The sequence below is a fragment of the Bradyrhizobium sp. USDA 4454 genome (assembly GCF_054822705.1).
Genome location: NZ_JBTRCN010000001.1, coordinates 264,646 through 285,214, shown reverse-complemented (window position 1 = coordinate 285,214; position 20,569 = coordinate 264,646). Strand labels below are relative to the sequence as shown.

18 protein-coding genes and 1 tRNA gene are annotated in these 20,569 nt (G+C 62.8%); 6 read left to right on the top strand and 13 right to left on the bottom strand.

Features of this window, described 5'->3' with window-relative positions:
* Window positions 1–914: 914 nt before the first annotated feature.
* Window positions 915–1,370, bottom strand: coding sequence for a TspO/MBR family protein (locus ACVIW0_RS01315; protein WP_461350673.1), 456 nt, complete (start codon window positions 1,368–1,370; stop codon window positions 915–917).
* A gap of 178 nt (window positions 1,371–1,548) precedes the next feature.
* Here ACVIW0_RS01315 and ACVIW0_RS01310 point away from each other — a divergent pair, with 178 nt between their 5' ends.
* The gene (locus ACVIW0_RS01310; protein WP_461350672.1) at window positions 1,549–1,764 is read left to right on the top strand and encodes a hypothetical protein; all 216 of its coding nucleotides are present in this window, start codon (window positions 1,549–1,551) and stop codon (window positions 1,762–1,764) included.
* A gap of 199 nt (window positions 1,765–1,963) precedes the next feature.
* Here ACVIW0_RS01310 and ACVIW0_RS01305 read toward each other — a convergent pair whose 3' ends face one another.
* Window positions 1,964–2,245, bottom strand: a complete 282-nt coding sequence (locus tag ACVIW0_RS01305) for a hypothetical protein (protein ID WP_461350671.1) — start codon at window positions 2,243–2,245, stop codon at window positions 1,964–1,966.
* Window positions 2,246–2,332: 87 nt separating this feature from the next.
* On the opposite strand from ACVIW0_RS01305, the gene ACVIW0_RS01300 reads away from it, so the two are divergent.
* Window positions 2,333–2,536: a DUF3606 domain-containing protein gene (locus ACVIW0_RS01300; RefSeq protein WP_456668426.1), complete on the top strand. Its 204-nt coding sequence runs from the start codon at window positions 2,333–2,335 to the stop codon at window positions 2,534–2,536.
* 1,456 nt (window positions 2,537–3,992) lie between these two features.
* Here ACVIW0_RS01300 and ACVIW0_RS01295 read toward each other — a convergent pair.
* The 5 genes from ACVIW0_RS01295 to ACVIW0_RS01275 all read right to left on the bottom strand — a co-directional run bounded on the left by ACVIW0_RS01295 (window position 3,993) and on the right by ACVIW0_RS01275 (window position 9,389).
* Window positions 3,993–4,562 (bottom strand): hypothetical protein, encoded by a 570-nt coding sequence (locus ACVIW0_RS01295; RefSeq protein WP_461350670.1) that lies wholly within the window; start codon window positions 4,560–4,562, stop codon window positions 3,993–3,995.
* Window positions 4,563–4,867: 305 nt separating this feature from the next.
* A tRNA-Ser gene (locus tag ACVIW0_RS01290) sits at window positions 4,868–4,957 on the bottom strand.
* A gap of 441 nt (window positions 4,958–5,398) precedes the next feature.
* Window positions 5,399–6,850, bottom strand: coding sequence for a trehalose-6-phosphate synthase (locus tag ACVIW0_RS01285; protein WP_461350669.1), 1,452 nt, complete (start codon window positions 6,848–6,850; stop codon window positions 5,399–5,401).
* Window positions 6,851–7,052: 202 nt separating this feature from the next.
* Window positions 7,053–7,892 (bottom strand): trehalose-phosphatase, encoded by an 840-nt coding sequence (gene otsB, locus ACVIW0_RS01280; RefSeq protein ID WP_461350668.1) that lies wholly within the window; start codon window positions 7,890–7,892, stop codon window positions 7,053–7,055.
* Between the two features lie 3 nt (window positions 7,893–7,895).
* Window positions 7,896–9,389 carry an MFS transporter gene (locus ACVIW0_RS01275; RefSeq protein WP_461350667.1) on the bottom strand — a complete coding sequence of 498 codons (1,494 nt, stop codon included), beginning with the start codon at window positions 9,387–9,389 and terminating at the stop codon, window positions 7,896–7,898.
* Window positions 9,390–9,572: 183 nt separating this feature from the next.
* Here ACVIW0_RS01275 and ACVIW0_RS01270 point away from each other — a divergent pair, with 183 nt between their 5' ends.
* Window positions 9,573–9,929, top strand: coding sequence for a DUF3175 domain-containing protein (locus ACVIW0_RS01270; protein ID WP_461350666.1), 357 nt, complete (start codon window positions 9,573–9,575; stop codon window positions 9,927–9,929).
* A 177-nt stretch (window positions 9,930–10,106) separates the two neighbouring features.
* Here ACVIW0_RS01270 and ACVIW0_RS01265 read toward each other — a convergent pair whose 3' ends face one another.
* Window positions 10,107–12,140, bottom strand: coding sequence for a methyl-accepting chemotaxis protein (locus tag ACVIW0_RS01265; RefSeq protein ID WP_461350665.1), 2,034 nt, complete (start codon window positions 12,138–12,140; stop codon window positions 10,107–10,109).
* 444 nt (window positions 12,141–12,584) lie between these two features.
* On the opposite strand from ACVIW0_RS01265, the gene ACVIW0_RS01260 reads away from it, so the two are divergent.
* Window positions 12,585–13,757, top strand: a complete 1,173-nt coding sequence (locus tag ACVIW0_RS01260) for an FIST N-terminal domain-containing protein (RefSeq protein ID WP_461350664.1) — start codon at window positions 12,585–12,587, stop codon at window positions 13,755–13,757.
* Window positions 13,754–15,127: an ATP-binding response regulator gene (locus ACVIW0_RS01255; protein WP_461350663.1), complete on the top strand. Its 1,374-nt coding sequence runs from the start codon at window positions 13,754–13,756 to the stop codon at window positions 15,125–15,127. Before ACVIW0_RS01260 ends, ACVIW0_RS01255 begins: the two co-directional genes overlap by 4 nt.
* Here the strand turns inward: ACVIW0_RS01255 and ACVIW0_RS01250 are convergent.
* The 5 genes from ACVIW0_RS01250 to ACVIW0_RS01230 form a co-directional block, all read right to left on the bottom strand.
* Window positions 15,122–15,865 carry a LuxR C-terminal-related transcriptional regulator gene (locus ACVIW0_RS01250; protein WP_461350662.1) on the bottom strand — a complete coding sequence of 248 codons (744 nt, stop codon included), beginning with the start codon at window positions 15,863–15,865 and terminating at the stop codon, window positions 15,122–15,124. The two genes, ACVIW0_RS01255 and ACVIW0_RS01250, sit on opposite strands and share 6 nt — an antisense overlap.
* Before the next feature lie 118 nt (window positions 15,866–15,983).
* On the bottom strand, window positions 15,984–16,664 hold the full coding sequence (locus ACVIW0_RS01245) for a response regulator (protein WP_461350661.1): 681 nt from the start codon (window positions 16,662–16,664) through the stop codon (window positions 15,984–15,986).
* 24 nt (window positions 16,665–16,688) lie between these two features.
* Window positions 16,689–17,849, bottom strand: a complete 1,161-nt coding sequence (locus ACVIW0_RS01240; protein WP_461350660.1) for a c-type cytochrome — start codon at window positions 17,847–17,849, stop codon at window positions 16,689–16,691.
* A gap of 79 nt (window positions 17,850–17,928) precedes the next feature.
* Window positions 17,929–19,644 carry a PQQ-dependent dehydrogenase, methanol/ethanol family gene (locus ACVIW0_RS01235; protein ID WP_461350659.1) on the bottom strand — a complete coding sequence of 572 codons (1,716 nt, stop codon included), beginning with the start codon at window positions 19,642–19,644 and terminating at the stop codon, window positions 17,929–17,931.
* 91 nt (window positions 19,645–19,735) lie between these two features.
* Window positions 19,736–19,876 carry a hypothetical protein gene (locus tag ACVIW0_RS01230; protein ID WP_461350658.1) on the bottom strand — a complete coding sequence of 47 codons (141 nt, stop codon included), beginning with the start codon at window positions 19,874–19,876 and terminating at the stop codon, window positions 19,736–19,738.
* Between the two features lie 173 nt (window positions 19,877–20,049).
* Between ACVIW0_RS01230 and ACVIW0_RS01225 the strand changes: the two genes are divergently transcribed.
* Entirely contained in the window at window positions 20,050–20,535 is a 486-nt protein-coding gene (locus ACVIW0_RS01225; protein WP_028335209.1) for a (2Fe-2S)-binding protein, read from the top strand.
* Window positions 20,536–20,569: the final 34 nt, after the last annotated feature.

Below are 20,569 nucleotides of genomic sequence, written 5' to 3'. Positions count from 1 at the left end.
CCATCTCGCCGACAGCCACCCTCGCGCTTTAGGCCGGGCTCGCTTTGGCTGTATCCCGCGGTAGGCAAATCATAACGCGCCGCCGCCGTTAACCGACCAGCGCGCATGAACACGACGCTCTTCAATGCACGCGGCGAGAAGCCGCGCATGAACGCCGTAAGCCATGCGAGGAATTGTGTCAGGGTCTAGAACCCAGAAATGTCAAAGGGTATGGTCCTGCAAGGACCACCGGCTCGAGTGCTGGGACATCATTTTGGAATCTTCAGAGCGCCATTGCGACCGAGCAGTCGTCTGATCTGGATGTAGAGACTTGACTGCCCTTTGCGCGTACCCGGTCGCATAGAGGAAGACCTGGTTCACAATTGGCAAAGGCCGAGAAGATCAACGAATCCTGCCGGGTGCTCCGGCTGACGCTGCTCTCGCCAACGCTCACGGAAGCGGCCAACAACCCATCGGGCTTGATCTGGCAACTTTGCTCATGTCGCTCCCAGTCGAGTGGGACCGGCAAGACGCTCTCTTGCAGCAGATGGCAGCACGTGACTAGCTGAAGGCAAGCCATTCCAAGCCGCACGGAGATTTACAGCGATTGCAGTGCGCCGGCTGCCCGAACGTACTCGTCAATTGCCAGTCTTGGGCCTCATTGCTCCACTGGATCGTTGCGTGACAAACAATGTCATCTGAGCCGCAACGATCGCACACCGGCGTGTATCTTTGGCCCGGATCCGCGCGCTGGCCGGGCGTTTCGGCGAGTAGATTAAAAGGATTGATCAGCAGTGTCCGCCGCATGTCGTCGGTCCCTGTAAGTCTGAAGCTAATTTACATCTATCGGCTTCCTTCGAAAGCCCGAACTGCGTTGTGCGACGCAATCGTGCACCACGACGATCGCTCTGGATGATCGCGATCTTTTCGGCTGATCAGTTTAGGCGGTAGAGTGAAAAGTTTAAGAGCGACGCAAACGCCACCCAGGCCGCGTACGGGATAAATAAGAGCGCCGCCAGCCGATTGGTCCGCCATTGCAGACCTATAAAAAACAGTATCAAACCCAGCAGCAGAACGATGACCGAAAGGCCCATAGCCAAGTTATGCAATCGGAAGACAACGGGAGACCAGAGAAAATTAAGTGTCATCTGTCCGAGCCAAACCTGCAAGGCCAGGCCATTGACCTCCTGTAGGTAGGCGCGCCATCCAGCGATGGCGATCATCACGTACAGAATCGTCCAGGTTGGCGCGAACACCCAGTTCGGCGGATTGAATGGCGGCTTCTGCAGCGCAGCGTACCATGCGCCAGGCAAGTTGGTTGCACCGATCAGCCAGCCGATGCCTACAACGGCAACAAGAAAGACGAGCAGGCTGCGATTTCGTGTTTTCATGACCGATATGGCACGTTGGGACCAAACAAGCTTAGGTGGCGAGGCTGGACTTCGCGCGCCGCACGCCTCGCCTGCGGCCCGGCTGCAACGTAAGCTATAACGGTAGGTGCGGATAGACTGCCGCCGGCCGGGCGTATGTTGAAAAGGAACCATCCAGCTCGAGACCTGTTTTGCTTTTATGAGCGAGCTGCTGCCAATCCTCGTGGAGAAGTCGATTCAGATCGCCTGGGACTTCCTCGAGCGCTCCGGCCAAATCACAGATCCAGCCGACGCGAGCCGCTTCCTTCTCAGAAGTATCGACGACATGGCTCGGGCTGGTGAGCATCGGCCGCTGATGCTCGCGAACAATGCCATTGACGCTTACCGGCGCTACAAGCGTCTGCTCGCGGCATGATCAACCCCAATTGTCCGATCTGCGGCGGTCTGGGCTGGGTTTGCGAAAACCACCCTCACCTGGCCTGGACGAAAGACCCGCGTGGTTGCCAGTGTGGCGCAGGCATGAGATGCGCGTGCAACAGCTCCGACGACATTGACCAAGGCGTGGAGGAGCACGATGTGAGCGGGGTTCTCTCGGAGACCCCGCCCACCAAGAACTAGCGCCGCGCGGTCTTCTTGCGACGATTGTAGGGGGAGCGGTTGATCGGCCGAAGCGAGATGCCCGCGCGCTGCGCTTTGCTCGTGATCGAACCCTTCGGCCTCTCCATCTTGAGGCTAATGACGCCCGTGGGAGTGTTGGCCTTTGCGAGCGATCGAAGCTGGCTGACTTCCTTATCGGTCCAAGGCTGGCGGGAACGGCGTTTGTACTTAGGGTTGGCCTTTCGCGCACCCTTTTTGCCGATGGGTGAACCCGGTCGTTTCCATGCTGCCTTTGCCATGTCGGCACCTCCTGCTCGGACAAACACAGGAATCGGCCCGCCAGTTCCTACTTAGGAACGGAGCCGCCGAGCCCGAGTTATTGGGAAATGGACAGCCTTACCAAGAAAGATCAGTTCGAGCGTTCAAAGATCAATGTGCATGCGCCTGATCAAATGAAATGCTGGGCTCATGCGCTCGGTGTCTCAAAGGAAGAGCTTCGTAAGGCGGTCGATAAAGTAGGGAATTCTGCTGCGGCCGTCCGCAAGGAGCTGGAGGCGAGCCATGACGAGAGAGCAAGAAGTCAGCTCTGAATGTGCGCACGAGGCACGAAGACAGGCCGCTCTTCTTCCGCCCGGCCCGATCAGAGACGCACTGCTGGAGAAGGCTCACCAGTACGAACTGGCCTCAAAAACTGATTTGCATCACGATGCCAAAGAACCGACCTTGGGATCCCGCTGAAGACGGCACTCTACAAAAACTGATCGCTGAAGGCCGTTATGCCGTCGACATTGCCGTTGAGATGAACCGAAGCGAAGCCGCGGTACGGCTCAGGGCCAAAGTTCTTGGCCTAACCTTCGCCACCGCGCCGCGAGGGCCGAGGCCAAGATAGCGCGGGGTCCGATAGCATGGGGTCGTCCCAGCCGGACGCTGAGACGACCCGAACGAGCGCTACCTGGAGCTGGTCGAGCCACCCGATTTCATGCCGGTGCTGGACCCTGTCGTCTGACCAGGAGCATATCCCGATGCGCCGGGGCTGCCAGACTTCGAGCCCCTTGCCTGCATTTCCTGTCCGGGCGCATAGCCGGAAGCGCCAGGGCTCCCCTTCTTGGAACCTCGGTCCTGCATCTCATGACCAGGAGACTTGTTAGAGACGCCCTGCGCGAACACGATCGTGCTCGAAGCCATCAGGCAGGCGGCAGAAAGTCCGATGATTGTGCGCTTCATTTTGTCCTCCAGAGTTCGCCCCGGCAACCAACCGCGCGATCCGAACGACGTTCCATGAATATGGCTCATCAGATTCCGATCGGCACTGGAGGGTTCTAGTACGCGCCGAAGCGCGGCATCGATGAACCCCAGGTGAATGCACCGTTCAGCGAGCATTGGAATGCGCGTCTGATACTCTGCTGAGTTATCGCTCAACAAGGGAGGAGCATCTCAAGATGAAAAAGCTGTTGGCATCCGCAGTTATTAGTTGTGCTTTTTCGCTTATTCCAATGCTCTCGGCATCTGCCATGCCGATCGCACCGCCACAGACCCTGGCAAACACGGACGATGGAATAATCCAAGTCAAAGGCGGCCACGGACACGGGCATGGACACGGCTGGGGCCATCATGGCGGCCGCGGTCATCACTACGGTTGGGGCCGCGGCCATCACTATGGCTGGCACCGAGGCCACCACTACGGTTGGCGCCATCATCACCGCCATTGGTGGTGACGTCCTGATCGAAGAAAGAGAGGCCGCAGCAGTCTGCGGCCTCTCCTTCATTTCTACGATTTCGTTAGGACCACCGGCCACCGAGACCGTATGCAAATTGGTTGCATGGTGGCGCAGGGCTGCATCGGCCCGGATTCGCCCATCGAGCATTATGGAATGCCGATGGGAATCGTGGTTGCGGCAGGCTTCAATGCCTCGAAGAGTGCCTCAAGCGTTGCATCCACCTTCGCTTTCGTGCGACCGCCGAGAGATGGGAGCAAGGGTAGCTGATGTATTTTCGCTTGCCGGCGGTCCTCAGGCGACGCTCGAACGCCGGCAATCAGTCAAAGCTTCAAGGGGCAACTCTTGCAGCACCTGACATCACAACATCAAGCTCGGATCGAAAACCACCGAGATCGCCATCGCGCATCTTCTGAAAGAAAGCGCTGAAGCTTTTCGGCGACAGCATGTTGAATTGATAACGCACAGGACGGTTGTTCTTCTTCAGCCATTCGTTCAGACGATCAAAGTGAGCAATAGCGTACTCATGCTTTTTTGAGTTATCGGGCGAGGGCTCGGATATTTCTTCATCACCCTTGATTTCAATCACGAATACGGAGTCTCCCTGTTTAATGAAGAAGTCGGGACTAAACTCCCCGCGCTTGGGGTGCTCCCCCTTCTTCCAAGCGTATTCGATGCTGTAGTAGCCGGTCTGCGTATTCTTCAGCCATCCCTCAATTCTTTCTGCGTTGTCGTGGGAGACCAGCTCTCTCATAAATCTCTTCTCGGGTGTTGCATCGGCTCTCGCTAGATTTAGAGGGGTTCTGAAGTAATTTGATGAAGCAACCTTCGAACGGCCGCGCACAAACTCACCGTCTTCATCTTCGACCTCTTTGAAGAATTCCCTTTGCTCATCGACCAACGCTTGTCCGCATAGATCTTGAGGTCATTCTTCAGGAAATCTCGCAGCTCTTGAAACGCCTGCTCTGCCTTTGCCCAGTTCGCGAGAGAGATTCAAAACCGGCGCCCTTTGAAGGCTTTGTTTTCCGCGAAATGCCGTACCGTACCAATTTCCGGCGTTCTAGGATTCGGAGAAAAAAGCATTCTCCAGGCCCGTTCACGGCTCATTTTTAGTACGGCCGACATTCTCCAAGGCGTGAAAATGCACGAAAACGGCCGAGTTTTCGGGCCTGTCACCGTTTCGAGGTACGAAATTTTGGGGCAAACTGGCGGAGAGAGTGGGATTCGAACCCACGGTACGGTTTCCCGCACACACGCTTTCCAAGCGTGCGCCTTAAGCCACTCGGCCATCTCTCCGGGAGGCCTCTCTTGAAGGGCTCAGCCGGATTTTGCAAGGGAGCGCGGGCCCCCGGCGCAAAATTTCCCCAATAGATTGAAAATACTGGGTAAATTGGCGGCGACCCGGTCCGCCGGGCGGCCGCGATGGCCATCGCAGGCGATTTCCGCGGCTCGCTGGCCGCAGGCCAACGCAAATCAATGGCGGCAGCTTGGGCGGGCGGAAGCATTGTGAGAATGCGCGAGTATCACTCACCGGCCGCGCAACATAATCCGTGTCGTCCAGGCCTAGCGCGCAATTGCGCACGGGGGGCCCGGCCGATTACCCCGATTGCGCATTGTTGCGCGACGCTGGGACCACGATCTCGTTCGCAATTAAATGCGGTGGTCCCGGCTTTCGCCGGAACCACCGAACAATGGATGCGCGAAACAACGCACCAATCCCGCAGGGATAACGTTCGCTCAGTGATAGCGCGCGGCAAGATCCGCCGTGCGGCGCGGCCACAGGGTTGGAGGCTCCGGCAGCGCCGCGTTTGCCGCACTGTGCGTATCCTGCAGCGCCTCGATGAAGTCGGCGAACCATTGCTGGATGGTGCCGCTGTTGAGCTTCTCCATCATCGCTTCCCAGCGCATCCGCCGCTCGGTCAGCGGCATCGCCAGCGCGATTGCGAGCGTGCGCGCCATGCCGTCGATGTCGTGCGGATTGACCAGCAGCGCGGCATCGAGCTCGTTCGCCGCACCGGCGAATTTCGACAGCACCAGCACGCCGGGATCTGCCGGATTTTGAGCGGCGACGTACTCCTTGGCGACGAGGTTCATGCCGTCCTGCAGCGGCGTCACGACGCCGACCTGCGCGGTGCGATAGAGCCCCGCGAGCACGCCCTGGCCGAACCCCTTGTTGAGGTAGCGGATCGGCGTCCAGTCGACCTCGCCATGTACGCCGTTGACATCGGTGACGAGCTTCGCCACCTCACTGGCGAGATTGCCATAGGCCTCGATCGCACCGCGCGAGGGCGTCGCGATCTGCAACAGCGATACCGAACGCTTCAGGTTCGGATGCAGCGACCACATCCGGTCGAACGCCTTGATGCGGTTGACGAGGCCCTTGGAATAGTCGAGCCGGTCGACGCCGATCGCGAGCTTCTCGCCGTTGAGGCTGCGCCGCAGCCGCGTCACGTCGGGATGCGTCATCGCCTTGGTGGCCTGCTGCGCGAACTTGCCGGGATCGATGCCGATCGGAAACACCGCAGCGCGGGTGCGGCCGAACGACGAATTGATCACGCCATCACGGACCTCCAATTCGAGATCGTTCTGCACGTAGCTCAGGAAGTTCTCGCAGTCCTCATCGGTCTGGAAGCCGATCAGGTCATAGGACAGCATCGCCTCGATCAGCTCGCGATGATTGGGCACGCCAGCGATCACCGCGCGCGCCGGCCACGGCGTGTGCAGGAAGAAGCCGATCGGCTGCGTGACGCCGAGGTCGCGCAGCTCGGCGCCGAGTGCGAGGAAGTGATAATCCTGGATCCAGAATACGGAATCAGGCTTGCGAAAGCGCAGCAGCGCACGCGCCATGAACGCGTTCACTTCGCGATAGCTCGCGTAGTCCTCGTGCGAGGCGCGAATCAGATCGGCGCGCGAATGCATCGCGGGCCATAGCGCCGAATTGGCAAAGCCCTCGTAGTAGCCGCCATAATGCGCGGCCGGCAGATCGAGCATCGCCAGCGCGCCCGCACCGAGTGCTTCGACTTCTGCGAAAGGTTCCTTGTGGTTCCCATCGCGGACCCGTCCGCTGGAACCAACCCATATTGCCCCTGTCTTTTCCACCACCGGCAACAGTGCCGCGGCCAGCCCCCCCGTCATGGGTTCGTTAGGTTTTCCGCGCGAGACGCGGTTCGATACGACGACGAGGTTCACCAGGTCCCCTCCTGTTGGTCAACTCGCGTATTAACAACCATTCATCAAGATGGTTCCTGATCAAGGAATCTCCCAAATGACACCAAAATCGGGCAGAGCGCGCGGGAGCTCGCAGGAACTCGCGAAAAGAAAATTACACGCGAGCGCCACGTCACGACGCAAAAGCACCGCATTCGATTCGGTTGCGATGAATATGGCTCGATTAAGACAGGCTGACGTCCCTGTCATCGTCGAGCAGGCCCGAGAGAAATTGACGCACATCGCTCGGCCCGGCGAAATGTCCGGCGACACCGGTCGCGCGGCGGCCGACGGAGAATGCCAGTCCGTAGAAATCAGGCATGATGCCGAACACGGTCTCGTCGGTGACGTCGTCGCCGATGAAGAACGGTCGGCGTCCCCGGAACGGCTCATGCGTCATCAGCTCGCGCACGCCGGTCGCCTTGGTGAAGCCGGAATGCTTGATCTCGCAAACGCTCTTGCCCGGCAACACCTCGATCGGCGCATTCGGCAGCTCGGCGCGGATCAGCGACACCGCTTCATAGATCGCCTTCTCCGCGGCGGGCGCCAGCCGATAGTGCAGCGCCAGCGAATAGCCCTTGTCCTCGAGCAGAATGCCGGGGCTGAGCTTTGCAATCGCGGCAAGACGGCGCTTCAATTCCTTGTCGAGCGGCGGCGCGTGCGCGGCGACCGCCTCGCTGTCCGGCTGCAATCGCATCTCGGCGCCATGGCCGCCGATCGCGGGAAACACCTCCGGCGCGAAGATCAGGTCGATGTCGTTGAGCGAGCGGCCGCTGACCAGCGCCAGCGCGCCGCCGGTGCGCTCATGCAGCTGCTTCAGCGTGCTCGACAGCTCGGGCGGCACCCAGACCTCGCGCGGCGTTGGCGCGAAGTCGAGCAGCGTGCCGTCGATGTCGAGCAGCACCGCGGTCTGGTCAAGCGGCGGAATCAACGATGCCGGCACGCGGTCAATCCTGCGGTCAATCTTGGCGTCAGGGGCGATGTCGTCATCCAGAGCCATTTCGGCCATGTTATGCTTCGTCATAGTCTACTCCACAAATGCCAACGGTCGCGCGACAGATTCGAGCGATTTTCGCTCGGCCGCGACGGCATAGCGCCATGCGGCGGCTGCGGCGACCAACATGAGTGCCGACCCCAGGAGGTAGCCGGCGAAGACGCTGTTGCGCGATCCGGTGTCGATCAATACGCCGAACAGCGCCGGCCCGATCACGCCGCCGATCCCGGTGCCAACAGCATAGAAGACCGCGATCGCGAGCGCGCGGACCTCGAGCGGAAACGTCTCGCTGACGGTGAGATAGGCGGCGCTCGCCGCCGGCGAGGCGAAGAAGAAGATCACCATCCACGCGATGGTCTGGGTCTGCGCGCTGAGCACACCGATCGAGAACAGATAACCAGACAGCGCCAGCAGCACGCCGGAGGTGCCGTAGGTAAGCACGATCATGGTGCGGCGGCCCAGCGTATCGAACAGGCGGCCGAGCAGCAGCGGCCCGAGGAAGTTGCCGGCGGCGAACGGAAGGATGTACCAGCCGACATTGCTGGCGGCGATGCCGAAGAAATCGGTCAGGATCAGCGCGAAGGTGAAGAAGATGGCGTTGTAGAAGAACGCCTGCGCCGCCATCAGCGTCAGCCCGACCAGCGAGCGTAGCCGGTAGGTCGAGAACAGTGTCACCGCGACCTCGCGCAGCGGCGTGTGATCGCGCATCCGCAGCCTGATCTTGTCGAAATCTTCGCTGGACTGTTCGTGACCGAGCACCGAGGTCTCGATATCGGCAACGATCTTGTGTGCCTCGTCCGGGCGCCCGTGGATCATCAGCCAGCGCGGGCTCTCCGGAATCCACATCCGCATCAACAGCACGACGAGTCCGAGCGCCGCGCCGGTGAAATAGGCAATCCGCCAGCCATGGTCCGGCGCGAGGAACGCAGGATCGAGCAGGATGATGGCGCTCAACGCGCCGATCGCGGCGCCGATCCAGAAGCTGCCATTGATGACGAGATCGGTCCAGCCGCGGTAGCGCGCCGGCACCAGTTCCTGGATGGTCGAATTGATCGCGGTGTATTCGCCGCCGATGCCGGCGCCGGTGAGGAAGCGGAACAGCGCATAGCTCGCGACATTCCACGACAGCGCGGTCGCAGCCGTCGCCGACAGATAAACCGCGAGCGTGATGAAGAACAGCTTCTTGCGTCCGATCCGGTCGGTGAGCCAGCCGAAGCCGAGCGCGCCGAGCACGGCGCCGGCGAGATAGGCGCTGCTGGCAAGACCGACATCGGCGTTGGAGAAGCTCATGGTCGGGCTCTCCTTCAGCGCCCCCGACAATGCGCCGGCGAGCGTCACTTCAAGCCCGTCGAGAATCCAGGTGATGCCGAGCGCCAGCACGACGCGGGTGTGAAAGCCGCTCCAGCGGAGGTTGTCGAGCCGAACCGGGACCGAGGTCTCGATGATGCGGTCGTCGCTCTGCGCAGTTGGCGCGGCCGTCCGGTCGATCGTTGTCGCAGAACTCGATTGTACCGGCTGCAAATTCATCGGATTGAACCAATGAGAAAATCCCCGGAACTGTGCGTTCCAAGGTCTTCCCTCCCAGGATTGCGGCAAACGGTGTGCCCGCCACACCACGTTAACGCCACTTGCCCGGAACGGTTCCCGCATTGCGGCACAGGAACCGCAATCGCGGCGAACTGTTCTCCGCACAAAGCGATGGAGGCATCGATGGCTGCACACAAGAAAGTCTCGCGAAAATCAGCGGCACGGTCCGCGAGCACGGCGCGTCGCAAGCGTGGTGCGAGAAAGACAACGTCGAAGCGCTGGTCGCAGCGGGTAACAAAGGAGAGCGACGCGCTCGACCTCAAGCGCGGCGTGTTCAAGCAGACCAGCGCGAGGAAAATCGCCGCATCGCTGAAGGCGTCCGCCGAGCACAGCGCACGCCGCAAGAGCGGCGCCTATCGTTCCGCGCTGTCGATGCTGACCCTCTATATCAACCGCGCCGGCAAGACGCTGCCGAAGACCGAACGGTCACGGCTGGAGCGCGCCAAGGTCGAGTTGAAGCACCAGTTCGGTCGGGATTAGCTCCATCCAATACTGTCGTCCTGGCGCCCAGCGGCGTCGTCCCGGCGCAGGCCGGGACCCATACGCCGCGGCAATCGGAAAGGGCAACCGGCTAGTTGCCCGCACACCAACGAACGGCGGTGGTTATGGGTCCCGGCCTGCGCCGGGAGGACGATAGTTGATAGGCCCGCGCGCTCGCTACGCCGCGCGGATGTTGGCCATGAAGCGGTCGAGCTCCTCGCGCAGCCGCGAGCTTTCGATCGACAGCGAGCGGGCCGAGTTCAGCACCTCTTCGGAGGCGGCTCCCGTCTCGGTGGCGCCGCGATTGACCTGGGTGACGCTGGAAGCGGCTTCCTGGGTGCCTTGCGCGACGTTCTGCACGCTGCGCGCGATCTCCTGCGTGGCCGCGCTCTGCTGCTCGACCGAGCTTGCGATGTTGGTCGCGATCCCGGAGATCTGCCCGATCGTGCCGCCGATCTCCTTGATCGCGGCAACCGATTCCTGCGTCGCGGCCTGCATGCCGGTGATGTGGGTGGAGATCTCGTCGGTGGCGCGCGCGGTCTGGCTCGCCAGCGACTTCACCTCGGAGGCGACCACCGCGAAGCCGCGGCCCGCATCGCCGGCGCGCGCGGCCTCGATGGTGGCGTTCAGCGCCAAGAGATTGGTCTGCTCGGCGATCGCCGTGATCAGCTTGACCACGTCGCCGATCTCCTGCGCGGCGCGCGAGAGCTTGCCGATCCGCGCATCGGTCTGCTCGGCCTGACGCACGGCGGAATCGGCGATCTGGCTGGACTCCTTGGCGCGGCGTCCGATCTCGTCGACCGACGCCGACAATTCCTCGGTCGCGGATGCCACCGACTGCATGTTGCTGGAGGCCTCCTCGGAGGCGGCGGCGACCTGGCTCGACAGGTTTTGCGTGGTCTCCGCAGTCCGCGTCAGCGTACCGGCCGCGGATTCGAGCTGCACGGCGGACGCCGACACGTTGGAGACGATCGAGCCGACCGCGGATTCGAATTCGTCGGCGAAACGAATCAGCTCGTTGCGCCGCGCGGTCGCGCTCGCCTTGTTCTGCGCTTCCTGGGTCGCGGCATCGCGCTCGGCCTTGGCGACCGCCTGGACCTTGAACTCCTCCACCGCGCCGGCCATCTCGCCGAGCTCGTCGCGACGGCCGAGGCCGGGCAGCACGACGTCGAAATTGCCGGCGGCGAGCTCGCGCATCGCCGCACACATCGCCGCGATCGGCCGCGAAATGCCCTTGCCGAGCAGGAACGCCCAGCCGAGCCCGAGCACGAAGCTGCCGGCCGCGAGCATCAGGATCAGCTGCTCGGTGTCGCCGATCATGGTGTGCGATTCGGTCTCAAGCCGTTTCTGATCGGCGAGCAAATCGGACTTCATCGCCGCCGCGCCCTGGCTGATTGCAGCCGCGGATTCCGTCATCTCGACGGTCAATTCGTCGATCGACTTCGCATTCGCGATCAGCTTGGCGAGCGCCTCGCGGTACTCCTCGAGCAGGCCGGTGATGTCCTTCACGCTCTGGGTGATCCGCTCGTCCCTAGAGGTGATCGCCTTCACCAGATTGTCGGCGAATTTCAACCTCGCGAGCGCGCTGGAGGCGACCGTCTTGTCGCCGTTGGCGACGAAACTGTTGACCGCCCCGGTGATAGACAGCAACTGGTCGGTCACCTTCTTGGCGCCGAACTGGATCGATTGCAGCTCGGAATCGTCGGCGTTGCTCGGCAGATCGTCGAGTTTGTAGCGGATCGAGGTTGCGCTGCGCGTCAGCTTGTTCTGCGCGGTCTGTGCGCTTTCGTCCTTGATGCGGACGATCTCGGCAAAGATCTTGGTGAAGGCGCGGAATTCGCGCTCCAGCTTGGTGACCTGCTCGAGCCGGGCCGGATTGGTGGTGCCCTTCATCGACGCCACGATGGCATCCTTCAGGCTGGCCTCGGCGGCGAGCGCCGCTTTGGCATCGTCCTCCTTGCCGGTGGCGACGTAGTAGCGCGCCAGCGAACGGTAGGAGATCAATTCGCGGTCGATGTTGCGGGCGAGATCGGCTTCCGCGACGCTCTGGCGATAGGAGCCGACCCCGGCGGAGACCCGCTCGAAGCCCATATAGGCAAAGCCCATGGTGGCTGCCGACAGCGCCAGCGTGACGGCAAAGCCGAGCATGATCTTGGCGCGGAATCTGAGGGTTGGGAACCTGATCGACAACGATCGCTTCAGTCCCGGCATTCCAACCCCCGTCTTCATTCTGAAAACCACGCGGGGTCCGGCAGCAACCCGCCCCAGTCCCCGGAGGGCAAAACTAAGGCAGAATCAATAAGGTCCGGTAAATGGGCAGCAATTCGACCCGTATGGCCCCGGTACTACCTTGGTCGCGCCAAACCGAAGATTGACGCGCGGCGGCGGCCCGATAGTTTAGAACCGATCAAACCTGTCCCTGCCCGGGCCGGGAGAACACATCGGGAGGTGTCCCATGTCATCGCGTCGAACGGCGCCGTTCGCGCTTGCTGCCGGCGAAGCCAGCCGTCCCATGACATTCCCCTCACGACCTAGACGATAAAGGCGGGCGTGGCCGCAACCGATCGCGGCTAAGCTCCGGATGCCCTTGAGACCCGCGCGAGCCCAACCGGCCGCGCCAAGAAAAGCAAACAATTATGGTCAGGGAGGATGCGTTTGGCGAAGCAGAACGGCAGGGCCACCGACAGTATCGTCGTGGTGCAGGCAAAGACGGACGGGCCGCAGGAGGCGGCCGACGAGATCGCGAGCCAATTGGCGGGGGCCGAGCTCGCCATGCTCGTGGTGTTCGTGTCGCCGTTCTACGATCCGCAAGCGTTCATCGCCGAACTGTCGAAGCGGATGCCCGACATTCCGATCTTCGGCTGCACCACCGCCGGCGAACTATCGCCGCGCGGCTGGGATGAGGACAGCGTCGTCGCGATGGGATTCGACGCGGCCGATTTCGTCATCGCGGCCCGGCCGTTGTTCGACGTCTCGACATTCCGGGTCGACCACGGCCGCTCGATCTGCACCGAGCTGCAGCACGAATTCGCGCAGCGCACCGAGCATTGCGGCCACACCGACGAGTCCTTCGGACTGCTCTTCATCGACGGCATGTGCCAGCGTGAGGAGACCATCATGTCGGCGATCTACGCCTCGCTCGGCGACATCCCGGTCGTCGGCGGCTCCGCCGGCGACGGGTTGCGGTTCGAGAAATCCTGGGTGTTCCATGACGGCAAGGCCCATAGCGATGCCGCCGTCCTGATCCTGATCCGCACCCGGCTGCCGTTCCGCACCTTCAAGTGCGACCATTTCGAGCCGACCTCGACCAAGATGGTGGTGACCGAGGCCGACACCGAGCACCGCATCGTCAAGGAATTGAACGCCGAGCCGGCGGCGCTGGAGTATTCCCGCGCCGTGGGCCTCAGCGACAGCAAGCTCGAATTGTTCTCCTTTGCCGCGCATCCGGTGCTGGTCCGGGTCGGCGGCGCCTATTACGCGCGCTCGATCCAGCGCACCAATCCCGACGGGTCGCTGCAATTCTTCTGCGCGATCGACGAGGGCATGGTGCTGACGGTGGCGCGGGAGCGCGACCCGATCGACGTGACCAGCCGACTGCTCGAGGAGCTGACCGAGGATCTCGGCGAGGTCTCGATGTTCATCGGCTTCGAATGCGTGCTGCGCCGGCTCGACGTCGAGCAGCGCCAGCTGTCACGGGAGATGTCGGAGCTCTATCGCCGCAACAAGGTGATTGGCTTTCAGACCTATGGCGAGCAGTATCGCTCGATGCATGTCAACCAGACGCTGACCGGCATCGCCATCGGCAAGCGGGCGATCGCGCCGCAATGACCGACAGCAAGACCACGCGCATTGCCGCCCTCGAACGCGAAGCCGAGAAGCTGCGCAAGATCAACGCCGCGCTGATGTCGCGCGTCGAACGGTCGACCGACCAGCAGCTCAACGCCTTTTCGTTGTTCGAGACCGCCATTGCGCTGGACCAGCAGGTGCGCGACCGCACCCAGCAGCTCAAGCAGGCGCTGCAATCGCTGGAGAAAACCAACGGACGCCTGCTGCAGGCCAAGCAGCAGGCCGAGGCGGCAAGCTCGCTGAAATCATCGGTGCTGGTTTCGGTGACGCACGACCTGTTGCAGCCGCTCAATGCGGCGCGGCTGACGCTGTCCGCGCTCACCGAAATGGCGTCCGAGCCGAAGAGCGTCGCGCTGACCGACCAGATCGACCGTTCGCTGGCGACGCTGGAAGACATGCTGCGGACGCTGCTCGACATCTCGAAGCTCGACGCCGGCGTGCTCCGGCCCGAATTCGGTCCGGTCGCGATCGCCGCGGTGTTCGAGGCGCTGGAGCAGGAATTCGTCGCGACCGCCGCCAAGCGCAATCTCGGCTTTCGGATCATGCCGTCATCCGCCGTGGTTCGCTCCGATCCGCTGATGCTGCGCCGGATCCTGCAGAACCTCGTCGCCAACGCGCTGCGCTACACCCAGCGCGGCACCGTGCTGATGGGATGTCGCCTCAAGGGCCGTGACATCTGCATCGAGGTGCACGACACCGGGCCGGGCATCCCGGAGGCCCAGCGCGAGGCGATCTTCGTCGAATTCCAGCGCGGCGACGCCGGCGCCAGCGACAAAGCGGGTATCGGGCTTGGCCTGTCGATCGTGCGCCGGTTTGCCGATCTGCTCGGTCATGACATCAGGTTGAGTTCGCACGCCGGCAAGGGCTCGGTGTTCTCGGTCACCGTGCCGCGCACGTTCGATCCGATTGCAATCCCGGTCCGCGAACAAGCCAGCGTCGACTATCGCTATGGCGGCATGGAGGGCGCCAAGATCCTGCTGATCGAGAACGACCTCTCTAGTGCCGAGGGTCTCGCCCATCTGCTGGAGAAATGGGGCTGCGACGTCGCGGTGACGATCTCCAAGACCGAGGCGCTCGAGCGCATCCATGCGCTCGACGGCATCCCGGACGCCATCATCGCCGATCTGCATCTCGACAATGGCGAGACCGGCATCCAGGCCGTCGATGTGATCCGCGGCGAGATCAACGCCAAGGTCCCGGCGATCATCGTCACCGCCGATTACTCGGCCAAGGCCGCGTCCGACGTCTCGGCGTTCGGCCACGAACTGCTGAAAAAGCCGATCAAGCCGGCCGAGATGCGCTCGCTGCTGTCGTTCCTGCTGGCAGCGGAGCAGTCGTCCACGCGGCTATGATTTGGCGTCGCGCGACAACGCGGCCGTCACCGGCGCGTGGTCGTGTTTGCCGAAATCGAGCTTCGACAGCGCGATGATCGCCTCGGTCCGGCTGCGCACGCCGAGCTTGCGCAGGATCTCCGAGACATGCACCTTCACGGTGGTGACCGAGATATCGAGCTCATAGGCGATGTGCTTGTTCTGCAAGCCCCGGCAGATCATGTCGAGCACACGAAGCTGCTGCGCGGTGAACTGGGCGAGCTGCTGCATCAGCTGCTTGGTCTCGGCCTGCGCCTTGCGTGCGGCGGCGGTATCGCGGAAGCGCGTCGGCAGGCACACCTCGCCTTCGAGGATGCCGCGCAGCAACCGCGCCAGCTCGAACTTCGGCGTCGACTTCGGGATGTAGCCGGAGATGCCGAGCGAGATCGCACCACCGACGATCCGGGACTCGTCATGCGCGGACACGATCACCAGCGCGCTGCGCGGCGCGGCGGCCCGCACCCGGTAGGCGCCGAGCAGACCCGTGGTCCCCGGCATCGACAAGTCGAGCAGGATCAGATCGAGGCCGTCGCGCGCGGCGATCACATCCAGCGCGCCGTCGATCGAGGTGGCCTGCAACACCTCGGCCTCGGGAAACTCGGCGCTTATCACGCCGATCAGGGCGGCACGGAACAGCGGGTGATCCTCGACGATCAGCAGTCGAGGCGCACCCGCTCTATCGAGCGGCGGCTGGTCCGCCAAGGACACGGTGGTGGTCAATGCTGCGCCGTCCTCCCTCGGATGCCCATGACAGCCATTGTGCAACGACGTTATCCCAAAGTTGACCGGCAGCCTATCGGTAGCACCCCGGATGCGTTCGCCTTGCAGCGCAGCAAACCTAGGGCGACTTCTCTGCCTTCGCGCCCGCGTTGGCTTCAAGGACGGGAAGCGGAATCTTGCCGAGCTCGATGATCGCCTTGTTGCGGCTGAACAGCTTCAGCTTGCGCAGGATCTCGGTCACATGCGCCTTCACGGTGGATTCCGCGAGCTTGAGCTCGGCGGCGATCTCGCGGTTCTGCAGGCCGCGGATGATCAGATGCAGCACGCGGATCTGTTGCGGCGTCAGCTTCTGGATCCGCTCGCGCAGCGTCCGCGCGGTCTCCGAGTGATCGAGCGCGCCGACCGCGACGAAATCCCGCGGCGCCGACACCGATCCGCTCAGCACGCGGGCGATCGCCTGCGACAACTCGCCGAGCGAGGTCGATTTCGGTAGATAGCCGACCGCGCCCATCTCCAGCGCCTCGCGAATGGTGTGCTTGTCTTCCTCGCTGGAGACGATGGCGATCGGCAGCCGCGGATAGCGATCCCTGATCTTCTGGAAGCCGGAGAAGCCGACCACGTCGGGCAGCAGCAGGTCGAGCAGCGCGAGGTCGATATTCGGCTCGCTGGCGAGGATGCCGAGCGCACTCTTGATCGAGGTCGCCTCATAGATCCGGGCATCGGGATGCGAGATGCGGATGGCATTGCCAAGCGCCTCGCCGAATAGGGGGTGATCGTCGATGATCAGGAACCCCATCATGAGGACCCTCGCACTGCTCTTTGCCTAGTTCCCGCCGGTATCCTGCACGCTCTGCAGATAGGCATACACGTTTCTCAGCTCGTCGTCGCTGAAGACGTCCTTCCAGGCCGGCATGCCCTTGGCCGGCCGCCCATCATGGACCGTCTTCCAGAAGGTCGCTTCCATCTCGTCAGCATAGCGCTTCTTGAGCAGCCGGAGGTCGATCTTTCGTTCGGCCTGCACCGCGTCCGGGCCGTGGCAATGGGCGCAGGTGCCATTGAACACCTCCCGCCCTGCTTTGGTGTCGCCCTTGGCATCCCCCTTGGCATCGCCGTCGGTCGCGGCGGTCTGAACCGGCTTTTCGGCCGCAGTCGCCTGCCCGACCGTAACAGGCTCGCCTGTCCCGACCGACGACGTCGCCGCCCGGTCGGCCTGGCCGAACTTCACCGGAGCGCCGTTCGGCACACCATACTTGGCAAACAGGGCGGCGATGTCCGGCCCGAGCGACGGCAGCACGCCGTCGACCTCGTCGCGCAGTGCGCCGGATGCCTTGGCGAAACCGATCGCGGTGGCCCAGAGCAGGCCGTCGCCCTCGGTCGACACGATCTGATACTTGTCGCCATAGCTGGTCTTGTTGAGCCAGCCCGCCACCGGCGCCCAGATGAAGGCGATGTCTACCTTGCCCTGTTCGAGGGCGGTCATGCCCTCCTCCGGACTGAGGACGGTGACCTTCTGGATATCGTCACGCTGCGCAAGCAGGTTCTGCGGCGTCGATTGATATTGCACCGCAACCCGCACCCCCCTGAGGTCGTCGATGCCGGCGAGCCTGCGATCCCTGGCGCCGACCAGCGCATAGCCTTCATGGGCGATCGGCTTCGAGAAGATCACCGCCGGCCCCATGAAATCGTCGATCAGCGGTAGGCCGACCATGGCATCGCACTGCTTGCTCAGCAGCGTCTCGCGCACGGTGCGCTTGCCGAAATAGGACTTGTACCAATTGGTGCTCACCGTACGGCCGAGCTTCGCGGCCACCGCCTGGCCGATCTCGAGATAGAGGCCGGGCTTGCCCGGTTCGTCGCTCGAGAACGGCAGGTTGGTGGGATCGGCGCAGAGCCGCAGCGGCGGTCTTACTTCGTCCGCGCCGGCCGACAGGGCCGGCGCGAGCAGCGTCGCGGAGAGCAGCACGGTCCGGATCGCCTTGCCCAACTGTACGCACCGCGTTGAGCTCGGCATTTCATTCGAGTTGATGCGGGACACGGACAATGCTGCCTCCATGACGCGATGGTTACTGCAGGGCGAATACGAACAGCGAGCCGCCTTCGGGCGCCGCGGCAACCATCTGCTTGCCGATGTCACCGAGGAAGGCCGGCAGCGCCGCGGTGCGGCCGACCACGATCGCGACATACTGCTTGCCGTCGACCGAATAGGTCACCGGACCGGCACCGATGCCGCTGCCGAGGTTCTTGCTCCACAGCACCTTGCCGTTCTTGGCGTCGATGGCGCGGAAGTCGCCGTGCAGATTGCCCGAGAACACCAGATTGCCGCCGGTCGTCAGCGTGCCGCCGTTGAAGGGCAGGTCTTCCTTGATGCTCCACACCTTCTTGTTGGCCACGGGATCCCAGGCCACGAGTTCGCCGAGGAAGCCGCCGGGACCGGGCTTGGTCGGGAATTCGGCGCCGAGATAGAACACGCCGCGCTTGTAGTTCACGTCCGAGACCGACCAATCCATGCAGACATTGTTGCTCGGGATGTAGACGAGGCCGGTCAGCGGGTTGAACGACATCGGTTGCCAGTTCTTGCCGCCGATCAGGTTCGGGCAGATGTCCTTGGCGGGATGGCCGGGGCCGGGACGCTTGTCCGGATCCTCTTCCGCCCGCATCGTGTTGATGTCCCACTTCTTGGCCCAGTTGGAGAAGACGTATTTCTCGGCCGAGATCACCTTGCCGGTCTCGCGGTTGGCGACGAAGAAGAAGCCGTTGCGGTCCGCCTTCATCAGGACCGGCGTCTCGGCGCCCTTGATCTTGAGGTCGGCGAGCAAGAGCTCGTTGACGCCGTCATAGTCCCAGGCGTCGGCCGGCGTGCCCTGGATGTGCCATTTGATCTTTCCGGTGTTCGGATCGATCGCCAGCGTCGAGGCGGTGTAGAGGTTGGTCAGCTTGCCGAAATTGCCGTCGCCGGTGGAGCGCACCGCGGTATTCCACGGTCCCGGATTGCTGGTACCCCAGTAGACCGTGTCGGTCTTGGCGTCGTAGGAGCCGACCAGCCAGGCGGCGCCGCCGCCATGCAGCCCGGTGTCGCCCTTCCAGGTCTCGCTGCCGGGCTCGCCCGGCGCCGGCACCGTGAAGGTCTGCCAGAGCAGCTTGCCGTCCTTGAGGTTGAATGCCTGCAACGCGCCACGGACGCCATATTCGCCACCGCCGAAGCCCGTGATCACCCTGTCGCGGACGATCAGCGGCGGCGAGGTGATCACCGAGCCCTGCTTGTAGTCGACCACGGTCGAGGTCCAGAGCTCCTTGCCGGTCTCGGCATCGAGCGCGGTCAGCTTTCCGTCGAGGCGGCCGACCAGGATCTTGCCGTCGGCATAGGACACGCCGCGGCTGTTGACGTCGCAGCAGGCGTATTGAAGCACGTCGTCGGGAATATCGGGCTGCCAGGTCCATTTGCGCGCGCCGGTCGCGGCGTCGATCGCATAGACGTATTTCGGCCCCCACGAGGTTGACACATACAGGTTCTTGCCGATCACGACCGGCGAAGCCTCGTTGGAGCGCAGCGACGCGAGCGACATCGAGTAAACCAGCTGCAGCTTGCCGGCGTTCTCGGAATTGATCTGCTTCAGCGGGCTGAAGCGCGTGTTGCCGTAGTCGTGGCCGGCGATCGCCCATCCGTTCGGATCGGATGCCGCCTTCGCGACGGAGTCATTCGCTTTCGACGGACCAATGCCCGCCATCACCATGGCGACCAGCGACACGCCGGCAAAGAAAATCCCGCTCCTCAGCTTCATTGGCTTCCTCCAATATGGTTTCGTTGCCGCGATGGGTTCATCGCGCGCCGCGTCTCACTACCCAAATGCATGGATCAGCGATCTTCTGTCGCTACATCGGCGATGAAAATGCCAGCAACGCCTTTGCATCGTTATAGGCGGAAGGTAGTAGCGTCAGCGGCGGCGATTTTGGCGTGCCGCAAGCACCAATGATCTGCGGAAAATCGCTTGCGCCGCAGCGCATTTTCGTCACGCCGGAGCACGCCGCAGCTCGCTTGCAAATTGCCCATCGAACGGCTGCCTGCTAGGATTAGAGGCACAACCCGGAGCCTTCGTGACAGGGCCGCAACTACGACTTTGATCGCGGTTACGTCCCATATGAAGCGTGGTCTACTGGGCCCATAACGAAGCTATTGGGAGAAACGCGTGTCTACAGTCAAACTGACGGTAAACGGCAAGGCGGTCTCGGTCGACGTCGAGGACCGAACCCTCCTCGTGCACCTGTTGCGCGAAAATCTGAACCTCACCGGCACCCATGTCGGCTGCGATACCAGCCAGTGCGGCGCCTGCGTCGTCCATGTCGATGGACGGGCGGTGAAATCCTGCACCATGCTGGCCGGCCAGGCGGCGGGCTGCAACGTCACCACGATCGAAGGCCTCGCCAAGGGCGACGAGCTGCACCCGATGCAGGCGGCGTTCCGCGACAATCACGGCCTGCAGTGCGGCTATTGCACCCCCGGCATGATCATGTCCGCGGTCGATATCGTGCACCGCCACGGGGGCAAGCTCGACGAGGAAACCGTCCGCCACGAGCTCGAAGGCAACATCTGCCGCTGCACCGGCTACCACAACATCGTCAAGGCGGTGCTCGACGCTGCCGGCCGCATGAAGGTCGCGCAGGCCGCCGAATAGCAGCTCGCGCGCCGTACACGATCAAGCTCATCAC

Coding starts and splice junctions, on each gene's coding strand:
- ACVIW0_RS01315 (WP_461350673.1), bottom strand. CDS start 1,370: ATGAAAACACGAAATCGCAGCCTGCTCGTCTTTCTTGTTGCCGTTGTA.
- ACVIW0_RS01310 (WP_461350672.1), top strand. CDS start 1,549: ATGAGCGAGCTGCTGCCAATCCTCGTGGAGAAGTCGATTCAGATCGCC.
- ACVIW0_RS01305 (WP_461350671.1), bottom strand. CDS start 2,245: ATGGCAAAGGCAGCATGGAAACGACCGGGTTCACCCATCGGCAAAAAG.
- ACVIW0_RS01300 (WP_456668426.1), top strand. CDS start 2,333: ATGGACAGCCTTACCAAGAAAGATCAGTTCGAGCGTTCAAAGATCAAT.
- otsB (WP_461350668.1), bottom strand. CDS start 7,892: ATGACGAAGCATAACATGGCCGAAATGGCTCTGGATGACGACATCGCC.
- ACVIW0_RS01275 (WP_461350667.1), bottom strand. CDS start 9,389: ATGAATTTGCAGCCGGTACAATCGAGTTCTGCGACAACGATCGACCGG.
- ACVIW0_RS01270 (WP_461350666.1), top strand. CDS start 9,573: ATGGCTGCACACAAGAAAGTCTCGCGAAAATCAGCGGCACGGTCCGCG.
- ACVIW0_RS01265 (WP_461350665.1), bottom strand. CDS start 12,140: ATGCCGGGACTGAAGCGATCGTTGTCGATCAGGTTCCCAACCCTCAGA.
- ACVIW0_RS01255 (WP_461350663.1), top strand. CDS start 13,754: ATGACCGACAGCAAGACCACGCGCATTGCCGCCCTCGAACGCGAAGCC.
- ACVIW0_RS01245 (WP_461350661.1), bottom strand. CDS start 16,664: ATGATGGGGTTCCTGATCATCGACGATCACCCCCTATTCGGCGAGGCG.
- ACVIW0_RS01235 (WP_461350659.1), bottom strand. CDS start 19,644: ATGAAGCTGAGGAGCGGGATTTTCTTTGCCGGCGTGTCGCTGGTCGCC.